Below are 20,117 nucleotides of genomic sequence, written 5' to 3' on the forward strand. Positions count from 1 at the left end.
GCAAGCTTATGGATTAATCACTGCCACTACTCTACGATTATTCAATCTTCCTAACTCTGTCTCATTAGTATCTATAGGTCTTGTTTCACCGTAACCAACCGTTCTCAATTTATAAGCATCTATACCATAACTATTTACCAGAATACTTTTAACTTTATCAGCACGTGATTGCGATAATCGAAGGTTATATTCAGGCGACCCCTTACTATCTGTATGACCTTCTAAGATAATATTGCTATTAGGATATAAGTTGATAAAACTCACTAAGTCTTCAAATCTAGAATAGCTAGTATTAATAACATTTGTATCAAAATCAAAATTAACCATATACTCTATTTTTTCGTAATTGGTATCACATGTTGTAGATACACGGCTAATTTGATAGGACTGACGTACGATATTTTCTAGCTGTGGAATAGCTTTGTTAGCGTCTATTTGCTGAATAACTGATTGATTCGTTGGTGACAAACTAACTTTGATATAGGTTGTTTTTTTCGGAGCAAAGTTATATTTTTCTGAATGAGATACAACATCTTCATTAGTATTTAGGATACTAGCGCTATTGATAGTTTGCGGACCACTACAAACCACGACGTCTGAGTAATACCCATCTTTTAAACTTGTATGAAACATTTTCTCTGAACCAATTCCGATATGAATAGGAATATGTTTTCTAATATCAGCTGAATCTCTAAAAAATACTACTCTACTTTTATTTTCACCAAGCGACATGTCATTAGGTATTTGAAAGACTTGGCCGTTTTTACTCCAGCGTCTTTGGTTTTCATTGGTAACGTCTGTAGAGTTCGCCTCGATAAATTTACCGTCAAGAGTTTGACAGCCGATCACATTCATGGTGAGAAAAATAGTACCAACTAGTGCAAGGCTATTAATACGCATAATATCTACTCCAAAAAAGCGGGTTCAATAACCCAAAATAAGTGAAATCTATGAAAATAATATTAAAAATGGCAATAGTCTTCGATACCGATCATTCTTAGCAATTGATCGGTCATTAATTTTAGATGAGATAGTTTTTTCTTGGGAGGTTCTAGTTGCAAACAACTATTGGCACGAAGGGCAGATATATAGTTTTTATTACAACAACTATATTTATTATCGTTGATAGACATACATAACATATTCATAGTACGGTCATAAGACATCTGACCTATACTTACAGAATATTTCACACCTACTGAACTATTTTTTCTAATAGTTAACAGCATGGTTTCGAAAATCATAAAATCTCATCCTTAATTATCAGTTGGCCTATATAAAGAAAATCCATTTTCTCGTGATGACTTACAAACCCTTTTTTAAGAAAATTATTATAGGTTTTTCCAATGAAATACAACTTAATAGTCTAAAATATTTACTTATAAGAATATAAAGATCAAATTACAGTAGTAGTACAATATGGGTGTTACCTTCACCTCAAGATACATACTATCAACAAAAATTTAATTTATAAACTATTTATATAACTTTTGTTACTTATTTATGAATATGTAAATACCTGTATCTTGCTAAAAAACCTCTAGATATTGCGAGTCTAGCCTTGAGTATGTTTTGTATGATTACTTTTATAATAATACGCTAAGTTTATAGGTCAACATAGTTTCTTTATTTAATTGTAAAATACATCCTATCTCGCAAATATACTGTGCATCTCTAAGGATAAAACACTCTTAATTTAGACTATGGGAGTAGTCAATAATCAAGAGAATGAGTAGGCACCATAAGGGTATAGGACCGTAATAATTATCTTTTACAAGTTAAGTTTTTCTTAACAATAGGTAATAAAAACGATATGTATTCTCATTTATCTTTAAAAGCATATTAGATTTTTTGTAAAATAAAAAATAAGACTAACCAAGAGTGCCACTCTAGAGCACTCTAATTACTTAGTCTAATTTTTTAGAAGAAGTTTTTTGGAAGGTTTTTATTTTTCGAAGGTAGGTAGAAAAGAAGGTACTCGGTATCTTTTCTATTATAGATTTCATTAAGAACGATCGTTCTTAATGAAATCTTAATTTTATAAAAAGATGATTCAGTATGCTATTTACAAAATTGTACTTATCAAAAAAAATTTTTATAGTTAGTCTGCACACTTAATAGATGATATTCAATCAGCTTCAACATCTAAACCAATGATATTATTAAGGTGACCAGTTTTTAGGTATATCGTTGCGCCTTTTTCTCCTGCTTTGATTGATACGTTCGCATCTATCGGTAGGCGTATCCAGCTATCCTGTCGATATACTTGCTCGCCCTCTATTAGCTCGCCTGCTATGACTAGTATTTCTGCACCACCATGAACTGTTTCAGTAAATAGTAACTCGCCTGCGTCGATACGCTGTAGACTAACGTTCTCTACCTCATCATAGAAAAGTGGACAAACATTACGGTTGCCTTGTTGCTGCCAATTAGCTTCATCATCAGTGTTAATAGCCACGTGCTGCGTTTCGTCAGATGACATTTGCCGCAACTTGACGAAAATAACAGCCCCTTCGTCACTATAAGGTCTGTGTCCTGAAGACGGTGGATTACGTAAATACCAACCTGCTGGATAATGAGTATCGTCTGCAGAAAAAGTGCCTGACAATACTAAAATCTCTTCGCCGCCTGGATGTAGATGATGCGGAAAGTAAGAGTTTGGCGCATAACGTACCAGACTGGTAGCGCGAGCCTTCTCAACCCCTATACGGTCAAGCATGACACGCTCCACGCCGTTTTGTGGTGATTTAATCCATTGATGTGCTTCGGGGGTTAATGAAGCACGTTGTGAAAAATCTGCATTAATGAGCATAAAGTATTCCAAAGGTATTAAATAATTAGGGCGTACCCACAATATAAAACCGAGGACACGCCCTAGACGATAAACACAAATATATGACGTTATTACCGCACCAGAATAACGGGAGATAACGTGCTAGCGATAATTTCTGTCGTGGTGCTACCGAGAAACAGTTGTTGCCATTTTGAATGTCCGTATGCACCCACGACCATAATGTCGATATTGTTTTCTACTTGGAATTTTAACAATCCATCTACCGCATCAGAAGCAGATAGATGATGTGCTTCAACGACAAACCCAGCATCTTCTAACTGTGCAGCGGCGGCGCTCATACTTTGCTTAGCAGCGTCATTATGATTGCCTACCATCACGATATGACCTTTTAGACCTTTTAATAATGGACTTTTTGACGCCATTCGCGCCGCTTTAATAGAGGTTTTGCTACCATCAAAAGCAATCATATAAGAGCTTGGCTCTTCAAACTTCTCTGAACAAATCAATATAGGAATATCTGACCCACGAGCGACCGTCTCGATCTGACTACCAATATTGATCCGACTGTTCTTATGATCCTCTCCGCGGCGGCCCATCACAATCGCACGATTTTCTTCTTTGAAGTGCTCAATACTAGGAAGCAGCTTGCCATGGCGTTGATAAACACGAACATTCACGTCAGCGAAACTGCTTTGAATATGGCTTTTTGCATCTTGTACCAACGCATTACTATAACTGTTGACGACTTTTGCTCGTTGTTCATCCAACTGAGATAACTCTTCTAATAAAAACTGACGACTGTTTATGCCTATGGCACCTGACAAATCTCGTCTGGTCGATACTGGTATGTCACTGACATGCAACAATCCAACAGGTACGTTTAACTTGCTGGCATACCATGCTGCATAGTCACAAACCGATTCAGTCACTGCCGAGCCATCAATACAGGCCAAAATGTGCTGTGATGTTGTCATAATCTGTCCTTAAATTTAACTATTTAATCCTATACAGCTTGTTAGTTCTGACTAAGCCATATTTCTGGTAGAGTAGCTTTCATTTATTTTATGATCATTACCTTATAAACATCTGCTTATAAGGTCTACCCTTTCATTTGATAATAACCAATTTAAATAGCTTCATCCAGCAATGTGTAAGCCGCCTTTGCAATAATTGCAATTTGTTACTCTCCATATTACTTATAGCTTATATCAAACTAACAACCAACTGCGTATAAAGTCTTGTCATCGTCTGACCACATGCGTCAGCAAAGTTTGATACAATGTATTTTTTAGCATTTATGATTTTGGTATCATTATTTAGGTGATTGGATTATGGCAAAAAACGCCCTACAGGCTCAATTATTAAAAGCTGGCTTGGTTGATAGTAAAAAGGCTAAGAAGATCAGTAAACAAACGCAACATGCCAAGCGTACTGGTGATTCGGAAAGCGCCGAAGCCAAGAAAGCACTAGCAGAGGCACAAGCACAAAAGCTAGAAAAGGATCAGAAGCTTAATCAAGAAAAACAGCGAGTGTTGGAAGAAAAGGCATTAAAGGCCAATATCATCCAAATGATTAAACAGCATCAAATTACTGAGACAGAAGGTGAGGTTAGCTATCAGTTTGTCGATGAGTCGAAAGTAAAGAAAATTTCTATTACTCAAAAACTGTATGATCAAATCGTGGCAGGTCACGTGGTCATCGCACGTTTAGAAGAAAGTTATGCACTACTGCCTCGTCCATTGGCTGATCGTATTGATTCAAAAATGGAAGGCTTTATGGTTGTGTCCAACGACACTGCTGAGGAAGCATTGGCAGAAGACGATCCATATGCCGCTTATGTAATTCCAGATGATTTGATGTGGTAGAGACTTATTTTACTGCCGTCAGCTTTACTATAGTGTTATAAGTATCCAGTCAAAAGCCCTTTATAGAATTTACGTTCTATAAAGGGCTTTTTGTATTTGTACAAGTTAGACAAATCTGTATATCGTGAAACAAAGGTTAAATATGTCGACAGACTTAAACAAACGTACGCAAATCAAGATTCTTTAACCTAACATTGCTGGTTTAGTTAGAGAAAGTAACCCAGCTCTATAATTGCCAGAATATGGATATAATCAACTTGAACAGTTATTCAATAAATACTACAATGCGTTTTTAGCACATTTGGTGGTAAGCCTTAGTTTATTTTTGAGTAACCACTCAACATTGTTCATATTTTACCTGTGTTTATTAGCTGATAGTCCGGTACCATCATGCCCGTTTTATTTGCTTGATTTGTTCCAATCCACTTTTACTTTTTCTCAAAAGAGATAACTCATGCCAAAACATTTACCACTTTCATTATTACTTCTTCGCCTTGGTGTTTTCATTGTGTTCTTTTTCTGGACAATCGATAAATTCGTAAATCCTGAACATGCTGCCAATGTGTTTGCTAAATTCTATGCATTAGAAAACTTAGGTATCACTATCGTTTACCTGATTGGTAGCTTGCAAATCATTCTTATATTCTCATTTGTAATGGGTCTATTCAAAAAATGGACATATGGCATTATTTTACTGCTACACGCTGGCTCTACTTTTGCATCTTTTGGTCTTTACCTAACGCCTTTTGACAACCTGTTATTTTTTGCCGCATGGCCAATGCTAGCCGCCTGTATCGCTCTATTCTTAATGAGAGACTATGACACCCTAACACTGGGCAAAAATAAATCCCTAGTATAGATATCAGCGGCAGTACTTATTACTTTAGTAATACAAATAACAGACAGCAAGACATAATTTGTATACTATTAAGACTACTGATTCAAACTTTTTATCGTAGTTAAACGATTCAGATGTTTCGATTTAATCGCTGCATTACTCAAATATAGTTATTTAACTGTTTGAGTAATAACTACGGTTTTAGCCTTCGCTCCCTTATTTGGCCGGACACACCATGATTAAAAGAATATTTTTAATACTATTAATATTGATATTAGCGGCAAGTTTTTTCTACTTTGACCTAAATCAATTATTGACGCTTGAGGGCTTAAAAGGGTCGATGGCGCAATTTAATGAATACAAAGCGCAGTCACCACTATTGATTGTCGGTGGGTTTTTCTTACTGTATGTCGTTGTCACCGCCCTCTCCTTACCAGGCGCTGCGATTTTGACGCTAGCCGCTGGTGCATTATTTGGTCTAGTACAAGGCTTGCTCATTGCCTCATTCGCATCCAGTATTGGGGCTACTATTGCCTTCTTGGCATCGCGATATTTACTGCGTGATACCATTAAACAACGCTTTCCTGAACGTCTCGCTGCTATTGATGCAGGCGTCGAAAAAGAAGGTGGTTTTTATCTATTTACGCTACGTTTAGTGCCTGTATTCCCATTCTTTTTGATTAACTTATTGATGGGCGTTACCGCTATCAAATCATGGACTTACTACTGGGTAAGCCAAGTAGGTATGTTAGCTGGCACCTTTGTATTTGTTAATGCAGGGACGCAGCTTGCGCAAATAGAAAGCTTGTCAGGTATTTTATCACCCAAGTTAATTTTATCATTCGCTTTGTTGGGTATATTCCCATTTATTGCTAAAGGAATTTTAAACGTGTTTAAAAAACGTCGTGTCTATAAAGATTATACGCAACCTAAAAAATTCGACCGCAACATGATTGTAATCGGTGCTGGTGCTGGTGGCTTGGTCACAAGTTACATTGCCGCTGCTGTTAAAGCGAAAGTAACGTTGATCGAATCTGGCGAAATGGGTGGTGACTGCTTAAATTATGGTTGTGTTCCAAGTAAGGCCGTGATCAAAAGTGCCAAAATCGCAGAGCAAATTCGCCATGGTGAGGACTATGGTCTAGAAAACGCCACACCACAGTTTTCATTTAAAAAAGTTATGGCACGTGTACACAAAGTGATCGCTGATATTGCACCGCATGACAGTGTTGAGCGTTATACCGATTTAGGCGTAGATGTAGTCAAAGGCTATGCTAAATTGATCGACCCTTGGACAGTAGAAATTCAGTTAAATGATGGTGGTATGCAGACCTTAACAGCACGTACTATTGTTATTGCTACTGGCGCTCGTCCATTTGTACCACCTCTACCAGGTATAGAGGAAACAGGTTATGTGACCAGCGACACGTTATGGGATAAATTCTCAGAGCTAGACGAAGCACCTAAAAAATTGGTAGTACTGGGTGGTGGACCGATCGGTAGCGAGTTGGCGCAGAGTTTTTCTCGTTTGGGTTCAAACGTGACGCAAATCGAAATGGCAGAGCGCATCATGATCAAAGAAGATCTTGAAGTATCTACCTTTGCTCACAAAGCTCTTACCGAAAGTGGTGTAAATATCTTGACCTCTCACCAGGCACTACGCTGTGAAGCTCGTGATGGTAAAAAATACATCGTCGTTAAACACAATGATAGTGAAATCGATATCGAATATGATGAGCTACTTTGTGCAGTTGGCCGCAGCGCTCGTCTTACTGGTTATGGTCTTGAAGACCTAGGTATCGAAACCAATCGTACTATTGTGACCAACGAATACTTAGAGACCCTATATCCTAATATTTTTGCTGCAGGCGATATTGTCGGCCCATATCAGTTTACTCATGTCGCCGCTCATCAGGGCTGGTATGCAGCGGTAAACGGTTTATTTGGTAATCTTAAGAAGTTTAAAGTAGACTACCGTGTGATTCCGTGGGTTACGTTCATTGATCCAGAAGTTGCTCGCGTAGGTATCAACGAGCAAGAAGCCATTGATAAAGGCATCGATTACGAGATTACCCGTTTTGAATTTGAAGAGCTGGATCGTGCCATTACCGATAGTGCAGCTAAAGGCTTTATCAAGGTCATTACACCAAAAGGTAAAGACAAAATCTTGGGTGTGACAGTCGTTTCTGAACATGCTGGTGACTTGATTGCTGAGTTTGTATTAGCCATGAAGCACAGTCTTGGTCTTAATAAAATTTTAGGTACTATCCATAGCTACCCTACTTGGGCAGAAGGCAATAAGTATGCTGCTGGTGAATGGAAACGTGCTCACGCACCTGAGACTGTATTGAGTTGGTTAGAGAAATATCATACTTGGCGTCGCGGTTAGTTAATGCCAGTTAGTTAATAGCAGATTGCTGATAAACACCGTTAAAGGATACGACTGATAACAAAGTTCTAAAAAACTCAATAAAGCTGGTTTAGATTCTGTAGTATCTGTGTCGTTTGACATGGCTAGCTATAAAATCTTTACCAGCTTTAATAAAATTTAAATCATGACGGAAACTTGAATGCGCGTTATTACCGCTTTACCGATGCTCAAACGTCTCACGCGTTATAGCGCCTATGCAATGGCGCTTAGCGTTTGTATCGGTATCTCTGCAAGCACAGCATCACCGAATACCGTGAGCCGTGATGGTGAGGCGTCACCTTGGCAACAAGTAGAGGCGCAAGGTGCCAATCAAGACGTCTATTTTTATGCATGGGGCGGCGATCCTCAAATCAATGCCTATCTACAGTGGGCGGCCAAGCAAGTTGATGAAAAATACGATATCAACTTGGTCCACGTAAAATTGAGTGATACCAGCGAAGCTGTCAGTCGCGTCCTAGCAGAAAAGTCAGCCAATAACGATGATAAAGGTAGCGTTGATCTCATATGGATCAATGGTGCAAACTTTGCCACCATGAGTGAAAACGATTTATTGCTCAAGCAATGGTCAAACAAAATACCTAATTTTGCACTCACTGATCCAGACAACAATCCTGCAGTTAACTTCGATTTTGGCGTACCCGTTAACGGCATGGAAGCACCATGGGGACAGGCGTCACTGACTTTTTATTATGATAGCATGTCTACCAAAAAGCCGCCCACCACCTTAAATGAACTCACCACTTGGACCGCACAGAATCCCGGGCGCTTTAGTTACCCCAAACCGCCTGATTTTTTAGGGATGAGCTTTTTAAAGTATGCCTTGGTCATGCTACATGAGCAACATGATGCGGATACTGGTGAAGACACTAAATCTCTACTCAACATGCCTGCGACTGAGGAAAACAAAGCAATCGTACTAGATTCATTATGGGCATTTTTGGACGACCTGCATCCCACACTGTGGCGCAAGGGCGAGCAGTTTGTTCAAACTGGTGCTCAAATGCGTCGCTTGGTCGATGATACCGAGCTAAGTCTTGCGTTTACCTTCTCGGCACCAGAAGTGCCAGCAGCGGTACAACGTTATGACTTACCCCAGAGCATTCGTAGCTATGCCATGAGCGATGGCAGCTTGAGTAATACGCACTTTGTGGCCATTCCTTATAACGCCAGTCATCCTCAAGCGGCTCAGCTGGTCGCTAACTTTTTGATGAGCCCAGAAGCACAAGCCAAAAAACAAACCGCCTCTATATGGGGGGACAAAACCGTACTCATCCAGTCGACGCTCAGCCCTGAGCAACAAGCCTTATTCAAGACCGATAAACCTCATCCTAGCGCGCTACCATTTGACAGTATCAAACGTACTGTGAGTGAGCCACACCCAAGTTGGGTTGAGGCCATCATGCAGGGCTGGCAAACACGTTATGGGGTGAGTCCATGAGCCAAGATACCAATAAAGGTAGCGCCCAAGGCCAGGTCAATGCTCGCAAAAACTCGAGTGCGAGCCCCATGTATAAAAAAGACTTATTCACACATATCGCTACCCTGAGCCCTAAGTTTTTGTTACTGATACTGATACTGCCCGTACTGGGCGGGCTAATCAGTGTATTATTACCTGCATTTAGCTGGGTGCCTGCACTTGAGCAAACGACAGTCAGCCTACAAGGTTTCAAAGACCTTTGGATGACGCCAGGTCTTACTCAAATGGTTCTGCTCAGCGTTGGTACAGGACTGATCAGTACCTTGCTGTCTTTTGTCATGACTTTGATGATATTAGCAGCATTCTTCAATAGTGTTTGGCTCACTCGTATTGAGCATTTACTTAGCCCTATTTTGGTTATTCCCCATGCTGCAGCAGCGATTGCAGTTGGGTTTTTAATCGCACCCTCTGGTATGTTTGCACGATTGATATCGCCGTGGTTAAGCGGTTGGGAATTAGCACCAGAAGGCATATTTCCTCATGATACTTACGGTATCAGTATTATCTTGGGTTTGACCTTAAAAGAGTTACCTTTTTTATTATTAATTGCCCTAGGTGCATTGGCACAACCAGATCTCGGCAAAAAGCTACGTCAACAATATAAAGTGGCTATCAATCTGAGTTATTACCCCGTAACTGCCTTTTTTAAAGCCGTCTTGCCTCTACTCTATCCGTTGCTACGTTTGCCTATCCTAGCGGTACTCGCCTATGCCAGTGCCAGCGTAGAAATGCCTCTTATCCTAGGGCCAAACACCCCGCCAACGCTTGCCGTTACTATCATGCAATGGTTCAATGATGTCGATTTGAACATGCGTATAAAAGCCTCGGCAGGTGCACTATTACAGCTTGTTCTGACCATTGGGCTAATCGCATTGTGGCTAGGCGGTGAAAAGCTGATAAAAGTAATGTGTAGTGGCTCACTGATCAATGGCGCGCGCCATCATGCAGATGCGATATGGCAAAAAGTCACGGCTGCCTTGACCGTCATCGTGATTGGCTTTATGTTTATGTCACTTGTTGGACTGGCTATGTGGTCTGTTGCTGGATTTTGGCGTTTCCCTGCAGCCTTGCCAGAGCAGTTTGTCCTATTGCATTTCCAAAGTGCTTTTATGCAAATGGGTACGCCTTTATTTAATACCATCTCTATCGGTCTTGTGAGCACTTTATTTGCCATTGTGCTGACTTTACTGTGTTTAGAAGCGGAGCAACTGAGTGCAAAACGACTCTCCAGCTTTACCAGTTTAATCATTTATTTACCTTTATTGGTACCGAGTATCGCGTTTCTATTTGGCTTAGTCTGGTTACAGCAACTGGCCAATAACCAAGCAGCGTTTTTTAATGTAGCCTTTACGCACTTACTGTTTGTGCTGCCTTATGTGTTTTTATCGCTGTCTAGTAGCTATCGGCGCTTAGATCCACGTTTTGCGCGCGTGGCTGCTAGCCTTGGTGCCACACCACTAAAAGTGTTTTTACAGGTCAAACTACCACAGCTATTCACACCTATATTGATTGCTGTCGCACTGGGTTTGGCGATAAGCTTTGGTCAGTACTTGCCGACATTGTTGGCAGGCGGTGGACGTATCGCCACCATTACGACAGAAGCAGTCGCGCTCGCAAACGGTGCCAGTAGACGCACCAGTGCAGTGTATGCCATTATTCAAATGTTGCTACCACTGATTGGGTTTATGCTAGCAAGCCTGCTGCCAAAATATATTTTTAGAAGTGGTCAAAACAACACTCATTAATATGCCCTAAACCAGCCAATAATGACCATATAAATAAAGGGGTTTTGATGTCATCATCTTTACAGATAAAGAAATTAGCGCTATATCGAGAAGATAAGTGCCTACTGAGCATTGATGAGCAGATTTTTGGCGGGGACATACTCACTGTGATGGGGCCATCTGGTAGTGGTAAATCGAGCTTTTTAAATTGGCTCACAGGCACTTTGCCCAGTGGCTTTCACTCCACAGGTGAAGCGTGGTTAAATGACGAAAATGTCTGTAGCCTACCGCCGCATCTACGCCATATTGGCGTGTTGTATCAAGACCCTTTGCTGTTTTCACACTTATCCGTCGCAGGTAATATTGCTTTTGCTATGCCAAAAGGCAATAAGAAACAGCGGCAAGAAAAAATTGAGCAGGCACTAGAGCAAGTTGGATTAGCTGGTATGGGTAAGCGCCATCCTGATAATTTATCAGGTGGGCAGCAAGCACGAATCGCCCTATTGCGCACGCTACTCAGTGAGCCAAAAGCGATACTGCTGGATGAGCCTTTTAGCAAGCTAGATACCCAACTGAGAATGGATACGAGGCAATTGGTATTCGATCAAATTCGCACTCATAAGCTGCCTGCTATTATGGTCACGCATGACCAAAGCGATGCCGAAGCAGCCAACGGTAAAGTTATTCGTGTAGGATAGGACAATATTTTTAGACATTAAAATCAAGCACCCAGTCAAAATAACAAGAAAAGCAAAACACAAAAGGCAGCTCGCATGTTAGATAAGTTTATCACTCCCGTTATCAAGCCGATGCTGAACACTGTCGTTGCGGTACTACACAAGCGCGGTATCACACCAGACCAACTCACGATGGTAGGATTTTTGATTGGTATGTTGGCTTTACCATTACTCGCATTTGAGTTTTGGTATGGGGCGCTTGCCGCCATTGCGGTGAACCGTGTTTTTGATGGGCTTGATGGCGCACTCGCTCGCTACGCACAGCAAAGCTCTAGCGCTGGTGGTTATTTAGACATTACCTTGGATTTTTTATTTTATGCCGCCATACCGCTTGGCTTTATTTTGGCAAATCCTGAACAAAATGCCATTGCTGGCTCTATATTACTGGCTGCATTTATTGGCACAGGATCTAGCTTCTTGGCATTTGCGATTGCCGCTGAAAAATACAATCTGGATAAGCCGCAGTTCAAATACAAAAGCTTTTATTATCTAAATGGTCTGACTGAAGGCACCGAGACTATTGCTCTGTTTGTCGCTTTATGTATTTGGCCGCAGCATTTCGTGCTACTTGCTGGAATCTTTGCTGCTGCCTGCGCTATTACTATTTTCACTCGTATATATGGGGGGTATCATACCCTAAAGCAGCTCGAATCTTCTAAGTAAAAACTCAAGGTGTGCACTGTAAGATATACGCTGTGTTGAGTACCTGACCATTATGCTATTAAGTATCATCTACTGAATCATCGAGTCGCAGTGCTTCTATAGATAAGGCCATATCTTCAGCAAGAGCATGTATAGACGAGCTTTCTACGCTGCGTTGTGCGAAGGCACGCAGGCCCATGACTTCCGCTTGTAGTCGACGTCCAAGCCTAACCGGATCAAACTGCTTATCCATTTCTCCCACATTCTGTGCTTCTCTAAAACACTCTATAAAACGTGTCTCCATACCTGACAGCAGCACCTCTACCTTGGTTAACGCTGTTTGCTCACGCGCACCCAACTCTAGTAAGCTCTTAACCAACATACAGGCTCGGCTTGGTAACGCCTTGTCACGAATTCCGCCAAGCTGCCGAACATAAGCAGCAAGGCCTAATAGAGGCGTATCATGATGGCTCAACACTCGCTCAATCTCAGTCAAGCCCAGACGCGCATAGTATTCTAATGACTCTTGAAACAGGCCTTCTTTATTACCAAAAGCAGCATAGATACTGCCTGGACGCATATCAAGTGCTTGCTCGATATCTTTTAAAGATGTAGCATGAAAACCTTTTTGCCAAAAAAGCTGTAGCGCACGCTCCAAGGCATCATGACGGTTGTAAAGTGCGGTGCGTGACATAATGTGCCCCATTTAAAAAGCCGTGACCGCATATAAGAATGGGCACGGCTTTGAAACTTGAATGATTGCTCAATTTTATCTTGAATGGGTGCAACAGTAAAGTTAATATAAGAAACGCTCTAGTAAAAAAACGTAATGCTAGCTATCAACAATCACTCAATAATCATGCTGATAGCTAGTCAATGGTCTCTACAGGGGATAGTGACCATTTAATCAATCGGTCAATAACACATGCTTGCTCTTCTGATAAGCGGACAAACCATCGCCGCCCAGCTCTCGGCCAATGCCGCTTTGTTTAAATCCGCCCCATCCTGCTTCTGGCAGTACGATTTGTTGCTCGTTAATCCAGATATGTCCTGCTTTAATTTGTAGCGCCATCTCAAGTGCAGCAGTTTCATCGGTACTAACGATGGTCGCTGCTAGAGCAAATTTACTATCGTTGGCTAGTCGAATAGCCTCTACATCGTCAGCAAAGGTTGTACTGACTAATACAGGACCAAATACTTCCTCCATCCATAATTGGCTGGTCGTTGGTACATTGGTATAGACAGTCGGCATAGCAAAATATCCTGAACCAGTAACTAGCTCGCCACCAGTCAGACAAGCGAGATTCTCAGTAGTGGCAATATCAAAGTATTTTTTGACTTGATTCAATTGCTGCTCGCTCACTAATGGACCTAGTAGCGTATCTACCGCAAAACCATCACCGATTTGCAGACTTGTCGTTTTGACTTTTAAGACCCCATACAGCTGTTCAGCGATATCTTGATGTACAACCAAACGTGAAGTAGCTGAGCATATCTGACCTGCATTGGTAAATATTCCGCCAATGATTAAATCACAAGCGTAATCAATATCAGCATCTGCACATACGATAATAGCGGACTTACCACCCAGCTCTAGGCTGATATCTTTGATACCCTTTGCTGCTTGGACCATGACTTTTTCACCAACGACATTACTGCCCGTAAACGAGACTTTATCAATCAGTGGATGACTGGTCATAGCAGTGCCTACCTCAGCCGCACCCGGTAAAATATTGACCACGCCTTTTGGCAGATCTATTTCCGATAAGATATTACCTAGCATGAGCTCTGGTAATAATGTCACCTCAGACGGTTTTAGTAGCACGGTACAGCCTGCCGCTAGCGCAGGTGCTAGCTTCCAAGAGGTTGTTACCATGGGGAAATTCCAAGGGGTAATCAGCGCACAAATACCCACTGGCGCGTATGTCTTTAATAAGCGTATACCCGACTCAAGCGTTGATACCTCAGACCATGTTGCCTGACCTGTGATGAGATTGGCATAGTAACGATAGCAGGCAATGGCATCGCTGACGTCTATTTTTGCCTCTTCAATTGGCTTGCCGTTGTTTAATACAGATAGCCCAACCAATTTATCGAACTGCTGTTCCATAGCGTCTGCAATCGCATTTAAATAGTGCGCACGCTCGCTTACAGCAGTTTTTGACCAGCTAGCAAACGCTGCATCAGCTGCTTCTACTGCCTGCGTTACATGGACACTGGTGCATAAGCGCGTCGTTGCGATTACCTCACCCGAGTTTGGATCATACAAAGCATGGTTATTTGTTTTACTAGAATCGGCATTATCAGTGTCAGTTGCAGGCGCTTCAATCGTGACCCAGTCACCATTGATATAAGCGGCATTTAGTACAACTTCATTTTGAGCGGTTTGACTAGCAGCTTCTCTAGTCAGCTCAGTAGATTCCAACATTTCCATAATGATCAATCGCCCTATATTTTTAATAAAATTATCTTTGTATATTTAACACTATCGATTAAATAATCAGTTTATCTGATGACAGAAAAACCGATTATTTATATCTTACTGTTAGGCTAGATATTTTTTAGCCCTGTATCTGCGGCTAATACAATCTTGTGGTTAATACAGTATTATGGCTAATACAATAAGTGCGCCACTGATGTAATAACCACCAAACTAATAAGCGTACGGAACATAAAGATGATGAACAGCTCTAGTACATTTAACTTAATGTTTGATTTCAAGATCAGCGCACCAACTTCAGACATATAAATAATCTGTGTGATGGAGCAAGCGCCAACGATGAACCGTGTCATCTCACTCTCGATACTTTTACCGACTAAGGCTGGCAAATACATATCTGCGAAGCCCATAATCATGGCTGGTGCTGCTTTTGCAGCCTCTGGAATCTGTAACCATTCAAGCAGTGGTACGAGCGGTGTCGCTAACCAGTTAAAGACCGGCGTGTACTCTGCTAAGCCAAGACCAATAGTGCCGATGGCAAAAATAACAGGGATCAATCCAAAATAGATATCAAACAAATTGCCAACGCTGCGCTTAAATACATAACCTAGGCTGGGCATAGAATGTGCACGAGTGACGGCACGATTGAGCGCCCATTGATAAGTGGTGTACTGTGCAGGAATACCCTCGTCTAACATGCTCTTGCCAGCGTGATATGTGTCAGGTTTAAGTGATAATGGCGGTATACGCGGCATGATGATCGCAGCGATAAACCCTGTTAGGGCAATAGTCAAATAGAAGTAAACGAAGTTATTGTCTACACCGATGGTTTTGGCCACTACGTAGGTAAAGGCGATAGAGGTCACTGAAAAGGTGGTGGCGATGACAGACGCTTCACGCTGGCTGTAGAAACTCTTGTCATACTGTTGCATGGTGACTAGCAGGCCGATAGATGCAGCGCCAAACCAAGAAGACATGGCATCGACAGCAGAACGACCTGGCAATTTAAACAGCTTGATGAATATCTTACTGGCTAAAGTACCCAAAAACTCCATCAAACCAAAGTCAGTCAAAAATGGTAGTGACAAAACTGCAAAGAAAAATAATGGAATCAGAATGGGAATCAAATCTTCAAAAATGACGCCGCCCGTATTACGATTGATAATAAACTCAGGGCCGACCTGTAGATAAATCATCCAAACAAATAACATACCCAAAAATCGCGTGATCAACCAAAACAAATCCACATCAAAGAGGTTTTTTGTTAATGAGTTCTCTGTTAGGTTGGGCTTTAATACCTTAACAGCCAGAGCTCCGATAAAGGAGACAGAAACGATTGCCATGGTGATATAAGCCACAAAACTACCTAGCCCTGCCTGCAGCGTATCGGTCAATACACCCAATAAAATGGTGACTTTACCATCCCACTGAAAGGGTATGATAAATAACCCAATACCCAACGCTGAAAATAATAAAAATTTCCACATGGCAGCGCGCCATTGTCCTGCCAGCGGCGTTTCAGGGTCGACAGTATTATTACCTAAAATCGGCTGCTGCGATTTATCAATAGCATTCGTCATTTAACTTCTCCTTAATGGGCGATGATTGCCAGTTTTTCCATTTCTCTGTCTGACCAATACCTGGATTTAGCGAATTGGTTGGATCCAGTTTTTTATAAAAATAATGTAATTCGGTTTTAGCAGGGTACACATGCCCCACATTGTGCTCCGCCGGATACTCGATATGACGTTGGTCATAAAATGCCAGCAACTCATCCTTGAACTGCTTGGCATTGATATTAGGTTTCAATAAATAGTCTTGGTGCATAACATGACAGAAAAAATGCCCCAAATAAAAAGTTTTGCTGACTTGTTTTTGTAAGGAATCAGGTAAAATCTCGTCCCAATCTACAGCGTTTCTAGGTAAGGCAATATCAGTCGATAACAGCTCGCCAAATTTATCTTGATTTAAATCATAATAGCGAAACATGGCAGCGGTCGCGGCACTGCGAAACACCAATAGCGACTGCGATTCAGATGCTGTACATACATGCAGAGCCCCTTGATACTGCTGTAGATGGTTTTGCAGAAATGTCTGCGCAGCGGTGATATTGTTGCCGCCATCAACGCCATCTGCGACTTTTATAATCAAATGATATTTATATGCAAGCGCTTGCGTACTCAAAGACTCGGGTAACGATGGCGGCATAAATCTCGATGATAGTTGCAATATCCGATCTGGCAGCGTCTTTGGCAGATGCCATTTATCCAGATAATAGCCAATTTTTGTCTGCAATCGATATAGCGCACCTATCTTATTGGCAGGTAGCTTTCGCATACTTAAGCAAGTATCACGACCATAGCGCATCGTGATATCGTTGTAATCCCCATGCATATACTCAGCCAAGATAGGCAGCGTGAGCTCACTCTTTAACCATTGTGTTCTGAGTGTGGTTAAAGTGTCCGCACCATTGGTCGAGATATAAAACGTTTGCTCTCGCTCTGGTTTAGCAAAGGTCGCTACCCTCACCGCAAATACAATAACCTTACCCGCTGAACCAGACACTTCATATAGACCATTAGGATCATTGTTAAATCGAGCAGGTGTTGTTGCATCACAATCACGAACTTTGTGTTGATAATGCTGGTTGGTGCAAGCTTGAATGTCGCTTGTGCTGTTCGAGGCTTCGCTAAATGTGCCAGCTTGCAAGTTCTCTAGCATTTGTTCTGGATGCGAACCCAAATCCAGTCCCAAATGATTGATTAACTCAAACGCTCCTGAGGCATTGCGTCTAGCAAATAACGCCATTTCAGTATAGGCAGGACCACGCTGTACTAGCATCCCGCCTGAGCTATTACAGATACCGCCAATCACCGATGCACCAACACAACTAGAGCCTAATACCGAGTGCGGCTCACGCCCTAATGGCGCAAGGATAGACTCTAATTGCTGCAAAGTAGCAGCTGGCAAAGCAACCAGCTCTGCTGCATCATTGAGTAAATGCACGCCGCCCAATGACTGCATAGAAATCACTACTAGCGGTCGATCGTAATCTCCGTTCGGAGTTGAGCCGCCTGTTAGGCCAGTATTGGCCGCTTGAGCAATGATAATCGCATCGGCAGCTGCACAGATATTAATAACGCGCCATAGTGCTACTAGAGAGTTCGGTATCACAACTGCTACGGTAGCGTCTGTGATGGCTTCAATCGCACCTTGTACATAGGACTGCTGTTGGCTTGATTTTATTAATAGGTTGTTCGTACCAACAACAGCCGCAAGGTCGGTCAACAAACACGATATTTGCTCGTGTCTGTCTTCTGACCATTTTTTAGCGTTTGGCGGCATGAACGTACTTCCTTGCATAAAGCGTTTGTCATTTTATGAAGTTATGAATATCAGCACTCTTAACTAAAATAAGTGACTGTCTCAGCCATTTCCTTTAAAAAATCATCTGCTTCATCAATCTCATAAATGATTGGCTGTTTACCTTTAGTGTCTGCTTTTAATGCGGCTAACAGTTGCTGCTTATCGGTGATTCTGCGATAGCCAGCCCCAAATCCTGCCGCTAGTGGCTCAAAGTTTGGCGTTTTAATATTGACGCCAATCAGTGGTAAACCGCCCTCTTCCATATAACGACGAATCTCGCCGTAGCCTTGGTTATTCCATAATAAGACAATTAATGGCAACTTAAGCTCAGCTGCACAGATGAGCTCGGCAATCGTAAATTGAATACCGCCATCCCCCATCAAGCTAACGACAGGTAAGTTTGAGCCAACCATGGCTCCGATAGCAGCAGGCAAGCCATAACCCAACGTGCCAAAACCTGTCGATGAGTTAAACCATTTACGCGTCGCTAAGGCTTCAAAGCCAAGGTTACCGCTATAGACAGGTTGCGTTGAATCACCAACGAAAATGACGTCTTCTACCTCATCTCTGATCAGCTTTAATAATGCATTTTGACCAGCAAAGTCTGTTGTTACATCCTTCAAGATGGCCTGCTTTGCCTCATTAACACGTGACAATGCTTGATGATCGAATGCCTGATGTTCTAAGCGGCTACATAGACCACTAATCGCTATCTGTGCATCGGACAGTACCGCGATATCTGCTCTAAATGGACGCTGCAGTTGCTGAGCATCACAGTCGATACGTATCAGCGTGCCATTTATCTTAAACTCACCGTTAAAGAACACATCGTAGTCAGTCTCACCAAGCTCAGTACCAATCGCTAGCACCCAATCTGCTTCGGTAATTATGGCTTGACCTGCGGCTAATGATTGATTGCTACCCAAACTTAATGAATGACCAGGTGGCAGCAAGCCTTTGGCATTAATCGTCAAGAACGTTGGCGCATCTATCAGCTCTGCCAGTCGTTGTGCATCGTGATCGACATCGACGCAGCCGCCACCATAAAGTATTACAGGATTTTTAGCCGTATTTAATGACTGTACAATCAAATCTAATTGCGCAGGATTCGGTAGTGGTCTGGTAACCTGTGGTAGGCTCAAGCTGTTTGTATCGGCTTGGCCAGTTGCGGCAGCATTTAAAGTAGGTGGCTTAGCGACATAACTGGCATCAGCGGTGATGATATCGATAGGCAACTGAATATGGACTGGTCCCGGACGTGCACCATTAAATAAAGCAAAGGCTTCGGCAATCACTGTCGGTAGCGATTCAGGTTGCCAAATGGTTTTGCTGGTCAAGGCTACTTTACTGACCATACCCTGCTGATCATGCAACTCATGTAGATGCCCTTCACCGCTACCCGTGTCTTTGACTTTGTTGACACTAGAGATGACCAACATCGGTATCGAATCAGCCAGCGCTTGTGCCATAGCTGTCATGATATTGGTCATGCCGGGTCCTGTGATAATAAAACAAACCCCGACCTTGCCGGAAGCGCGGTAGTAACCGTCCGCCATAAACCCAGCGCCCTGCTCATGACGCGGTGTCACATGACGAATATTGGTACTAGGCAAGCCGCGATACAGCTCTACCGTATGTACGCCAGGGATGCCAAAAACGGTCTCTACCCCATAGTACTCTAGCCACTGTACCAGTAGCTCACCACAGGTTAGAGAAGTGGTTTCTGATAATGCAGAAGACGTTTGCGTCAATTGGGTCATGGATTAGTCATCCTAAAAATTTCGCTGAATATTCAAATAATTA

Annotated in this window: 15 protein-coding genes; 7 read left to right on the top strand and 8 right to left on the bottom strand. The window is 42.0% G+C overall.

The window, feature by feature from the left end; all coding sequences use genetic code 11:
- Positions 1 to 6 precede the first annotated feature (6 nt).
- The 3 genes from ACT3QR_RS11270 to ACT3QR_RS11280 all read right to left on the bottom strand — a co-directional run bounded on the left by ACT3QR_RS11270 (position 7) and on the right by ACT3QR_RS11280 (position 3,768).
- Entirely contained in the window at positions 7 to 900 is an 894-nt protein-coding gene (locus ACT3QR_RS11270) for an OmpA family protein (protein WP_444521423.1), read from the bottom strand.
- A gap of 1,228 nt (positions 901 to 2,128) precedes the next feature.
- Positions 2,129 to 2,812 carry a cupin domain-containing protein gene (locus ACT3QR_RS11275; RefSeq protein WP_444521424.1) on the bottom strand — a complete coding sequence of 228 codons (684 nt, stop codon included), beginning with the start codon at positions 2,810 to 2,812 and terminating at the stop codon, positions 2,129 to 2,131.
- Positions 2,813 to 2,904: 92 nt separating this feature from the next.
- On the bottom strand, positions 2,905 to 3,768 hold the full coding sequence (locus tag ACT3QR_RS11280) for a universal stress protein (RefSeq protein ID WP_444521425.1): 864 nt from the start codon (positions 3,766 to 3,768) through the stop codon (positions 2,905 to 2,907).
- 357 nt (positions 3,769 to 4,125) lie between these two features.
- Between ACT3QR_RS11280 and ACT3QR_RS11285 the strand changes: the two genes are divergently transcribed.
- The 7 genes from ACT3QR_RS11285 (at position 4,126) to ACT3QR_RS11315 (ending at position 12,529) form a co-directional block, all read left to right on the top strand.
- Positions 4,126 to 4,659: a DUF2058 domain-containing protein gene (locus tag ACT3QR_RS11285; protein WP_444521426.1), complete on the top strand. Its 534-nt coding sequence runs from the start codon at positions 4,126 to 4,128 to the stop codon at positions 4,657 to 4,659.
- Positions 4,660 to 5,113: 454 nt separating this feature from the next.
- Positions 5,114 to 5,518, top strand: coding sequence for a hypothetical protein (locus tag ACT3QR_RS11290; protein WP_444521427.1), 405 nt, complete (start codon positions 5,114 to 5,116; stop codon positions 5,516 to 5,518).
- 319 nt (positions 5,519 to 5,837) lie between these two features.
- Complete coding sequence (locus ACT3QR_RS11295; protein WP_444521428.1) at positions 5,838 to 7,886, top strand: FAD-dependent oxidoreductase; 2,049 nt, start codon at positions 5,838 to 5,840, stop codon at positions 7,884 to 7,886.
- A gap of 181 nt (positions 7,887 to 8,067) precedes the next feature.
- Positions 8,068 to 9,366 carry an ABC transporter substrate-binding protein gene (locus ACT3QR_RS11300; protein ID WP_444521429.1) on the top strand — a complete coding sequence of 433 codons (1,299 nt, stop codon included), beginning with the start codon at positions 8,068 to 8,070 and terminating at the stop codon, positions 9,364 to 9,366.
- A complete protein-coding gene (locus ACT3QR_RS11305) occupies positions 9,363 to 11,150 on the top strand; it encodes an ABC transporter permease (RefSeq protein ID WP_444521430.1) in 1,788 nt (595 codons plus the stop codon). The genes ACT3QR_RS11300 and ACT3QR_RS11305 overlap by 4 nt, the downstream gene beginning before the upstream one ends.
- 47 nt (positions 11,151 to 11,197) lie before the next feature.
- Positions 11,198 to 11,827, top strand: a complete 630-nt coding sequence (locus ACT3QR_RS11310) for an ATP-binding cassette domain-containing protein (RefSeq protein WP_444521431.1) — start codon at positions 11,198 to 11,200, stop codon at positions 11,825 to 11,827.
- 75 nt (positions 11,828 to 11,902) lie between these two features.
- The gene (locus ACT3QR_RS11315) at positions 11,903 to 12,529 is read left to right on the top strand and encodes a CDP-alcohol phosphatidyltransferase family protein (protein ID WP_444521432.1); all 627 of its coding nucleotides are present in this window, start codon (positions 11,903 to 11,905) and stop codon (positions 12,527 to 12,529) included.
- 58 nt (positions 12,530 to 12,587) lie between these two features.
- Here ACT3QR_RS11315 and ACT3QR_RS11320 read toward each other — a convergent pair whose 3' ends face one another.
- The 5 genes from ACT3QR_RS11320 to ACT3QR_RS11340 form a co-directional block, all read right to left on the bottom strand.
- A complete protein-coding gene (locus ACT3QR_RS11320) occupies positions 12,588 to 13,202 on the bottom strand; it encodes a TetR/AcrR family transcriptional regulator (RefSeq protein WP_444521433.1) in 615 nt (204 codons plus the stop codon).
- A 213-nt stretch (positions 13,203 to 13,415) separates the two neighbouring features.
- On the bottom strand, positions 13,416 to 14,942 hold the full coding sequence (locus ACT3QR_RS11325) for an aldehyde dehydrogenase family protein (RefSeq protein WP_444521434.1): 1,527 nt from the start codon (positions 14,940 to 14,942) through the stop codon (positions 13,416 to 13,418).
- Between the two features lie 179 nt (positions 14,943 to 15,121).
- Complete coding sequence (locus ACT3QR_RS11330; protein ID WP_444521435.1) at positions 15,122 to 16,528, bottom strand: YjiH family protein; 1,407 nt, start codon at positions 16,526 to 16,528, stop codon at positions 15,122 to 15,124.
- Positions 16,512 to 18,293: a D-lactate dehydrogenase gene (dld, locus tag ACT3QR_RS11335; protein ID WP_444521436.1), complete on the bottom strand. Its 1,782-nt coding sequence runs from the start codon at positions 18,291 to 18,293 to the stop codon at positions 16,512 to 16,514. Before dld ends, ACT3QR_RS11330 begins: the two co-directional genes overlap by 17 nt.
- Positions 18,294 to 18,352: 59 nt before the next feature.
- Positions 18,353 to 20,074: a 5-guanidino-2-oxopentanoate decarboxylase gene (locus tag ACT3QR_RS11340; RefSeq protein ID WP_444521437.1), complete on the bottom strand. Its 1,722-nt coding sequence runs from the start codon at positions 20,072 to 20,074 to the stop codon at positions 18,353 to 18,355.
- Positions 20,075 to 20,117: the final 43 nt, after the last annotated feature.

Source organism: Psychrobacter sp. AOP7-B1-25, from assembly GCF_052376195.1.
Classification (GTDB): Bacteria; Pseudomonadota; Gammaproteobacteria; order Pseudomonadales; family Moraxellaceae; genus Psychrobacter.

Excerpts from the sequence above, each read along its gene's own strand:
- ACT3QR_RS11270 (WP_444521423.1), bottom strand. The coding sequence starts at position 900 with ATGCGTATTAATAGCCTTGCACTAGTTGGTACTATTTTTCTCACCATG.
- ACT3QR_RS11275 (WP_444521424.1), bottom strand. The coding sequence starts at position 2,812 with ATGCTCATTAATGCAGATTTTTCACAACGTGCTTCATTAACCCCCGAA.
- ACT3QR_RS11280 (WP_444521425.1), bottom strand. The coding sequence starts at position 3,768 with ATGACAACATCACAGCACATTTTGGCCTGTATTGATGGCTCGGCAGTG.
- ACT3QR_RS11285 (WP_444521426.1), top strand. The coding sequence starts at position 4,126 with ATGGCAAAAAACGCCCTACAGGCTCAATTATTAAAAGCTGGCTTGGTT.
- ACT3QR_RS11290 (WP_444521427.1), top strand. The coding sequence starts at position 5,114 with ATGCCAAAACATTTACCACTTTCATTATTACTTCTTCGCCTTGGTGTT.
- ACT3QR_RS11295 (WP_444521428.1), top strand. The coding sequence starts at position 5,838 with ATGGCGCAATTTAATGAATACAAAGCGCAGTCACCACTATTGATTGTC.
- ACT3QR_RS11300 (WP_444521429.1), top strand. The coding sequence starts at position 8,068 with ATGCGCGTTATTACCGCTTTACCGATGCTCAAACGTCTCACGCGTTAT.
- ACT3QR_RS11305 (WP_444521430.1), top strand. The coding sequence starts at position 9,363 with ATGAGCCAAGATACCAATAAAGGTAGCGCCCAAGGCCAGGTCAATGCT.
- ACT3QR_RS11310 (WP_444521431.1), top strand. The coding sequence starts at position 11,198 with ATGTCATCATCTTTACAGATAAAGAAATTAGCGCTATATCGAGAAGAT.
- ACT3QR_RS11315 (WP_444521432.1), top strand. The coding sequence starts at position 11,903 with ATGTTAGATAAGTTTATCACTCCCGTTATCAAGCCGATGCTGAACACT.
- ACT3QR_RS11320 (WP_444521433.1), bottom strand. The coding sequence starts at position 13,202 with ATGTCACGCACCGCACTTTACAACCGTCATGATGCCTTGGAGCGTGCG.
- ACT3QR_RS11325 (WP_444521434.1), bottom strand. The coding sequence starts at position 14,942 with ATGGAAATGTTGGAATCTACTGAGCTGACTAGAGAAGCTGCTAGTCAA.
- ACT3QR_RS11330 (WP_444521435.1), bottom strand. The coding sequence starts at position 16,528 with ATGACGAATGCTATTGATAAATCGCAGCAGCCGATTTTAGGTAATAAT.
- dld (WP_444521436.1), bottom strand. The coding sequence starts at position 18,293 with ATGCCGCCAAACGCTAAAAAATGGTCAGAAGACAGACACGAGCAAATA.
- ACT3QR_RS11340 (WP_444521437.1), bottom strand. The coding sequence starts at position 20,074 with ATGACCCAATTGACGCAAACGTCTTCTGCATTATCAGAAACCACTTCT.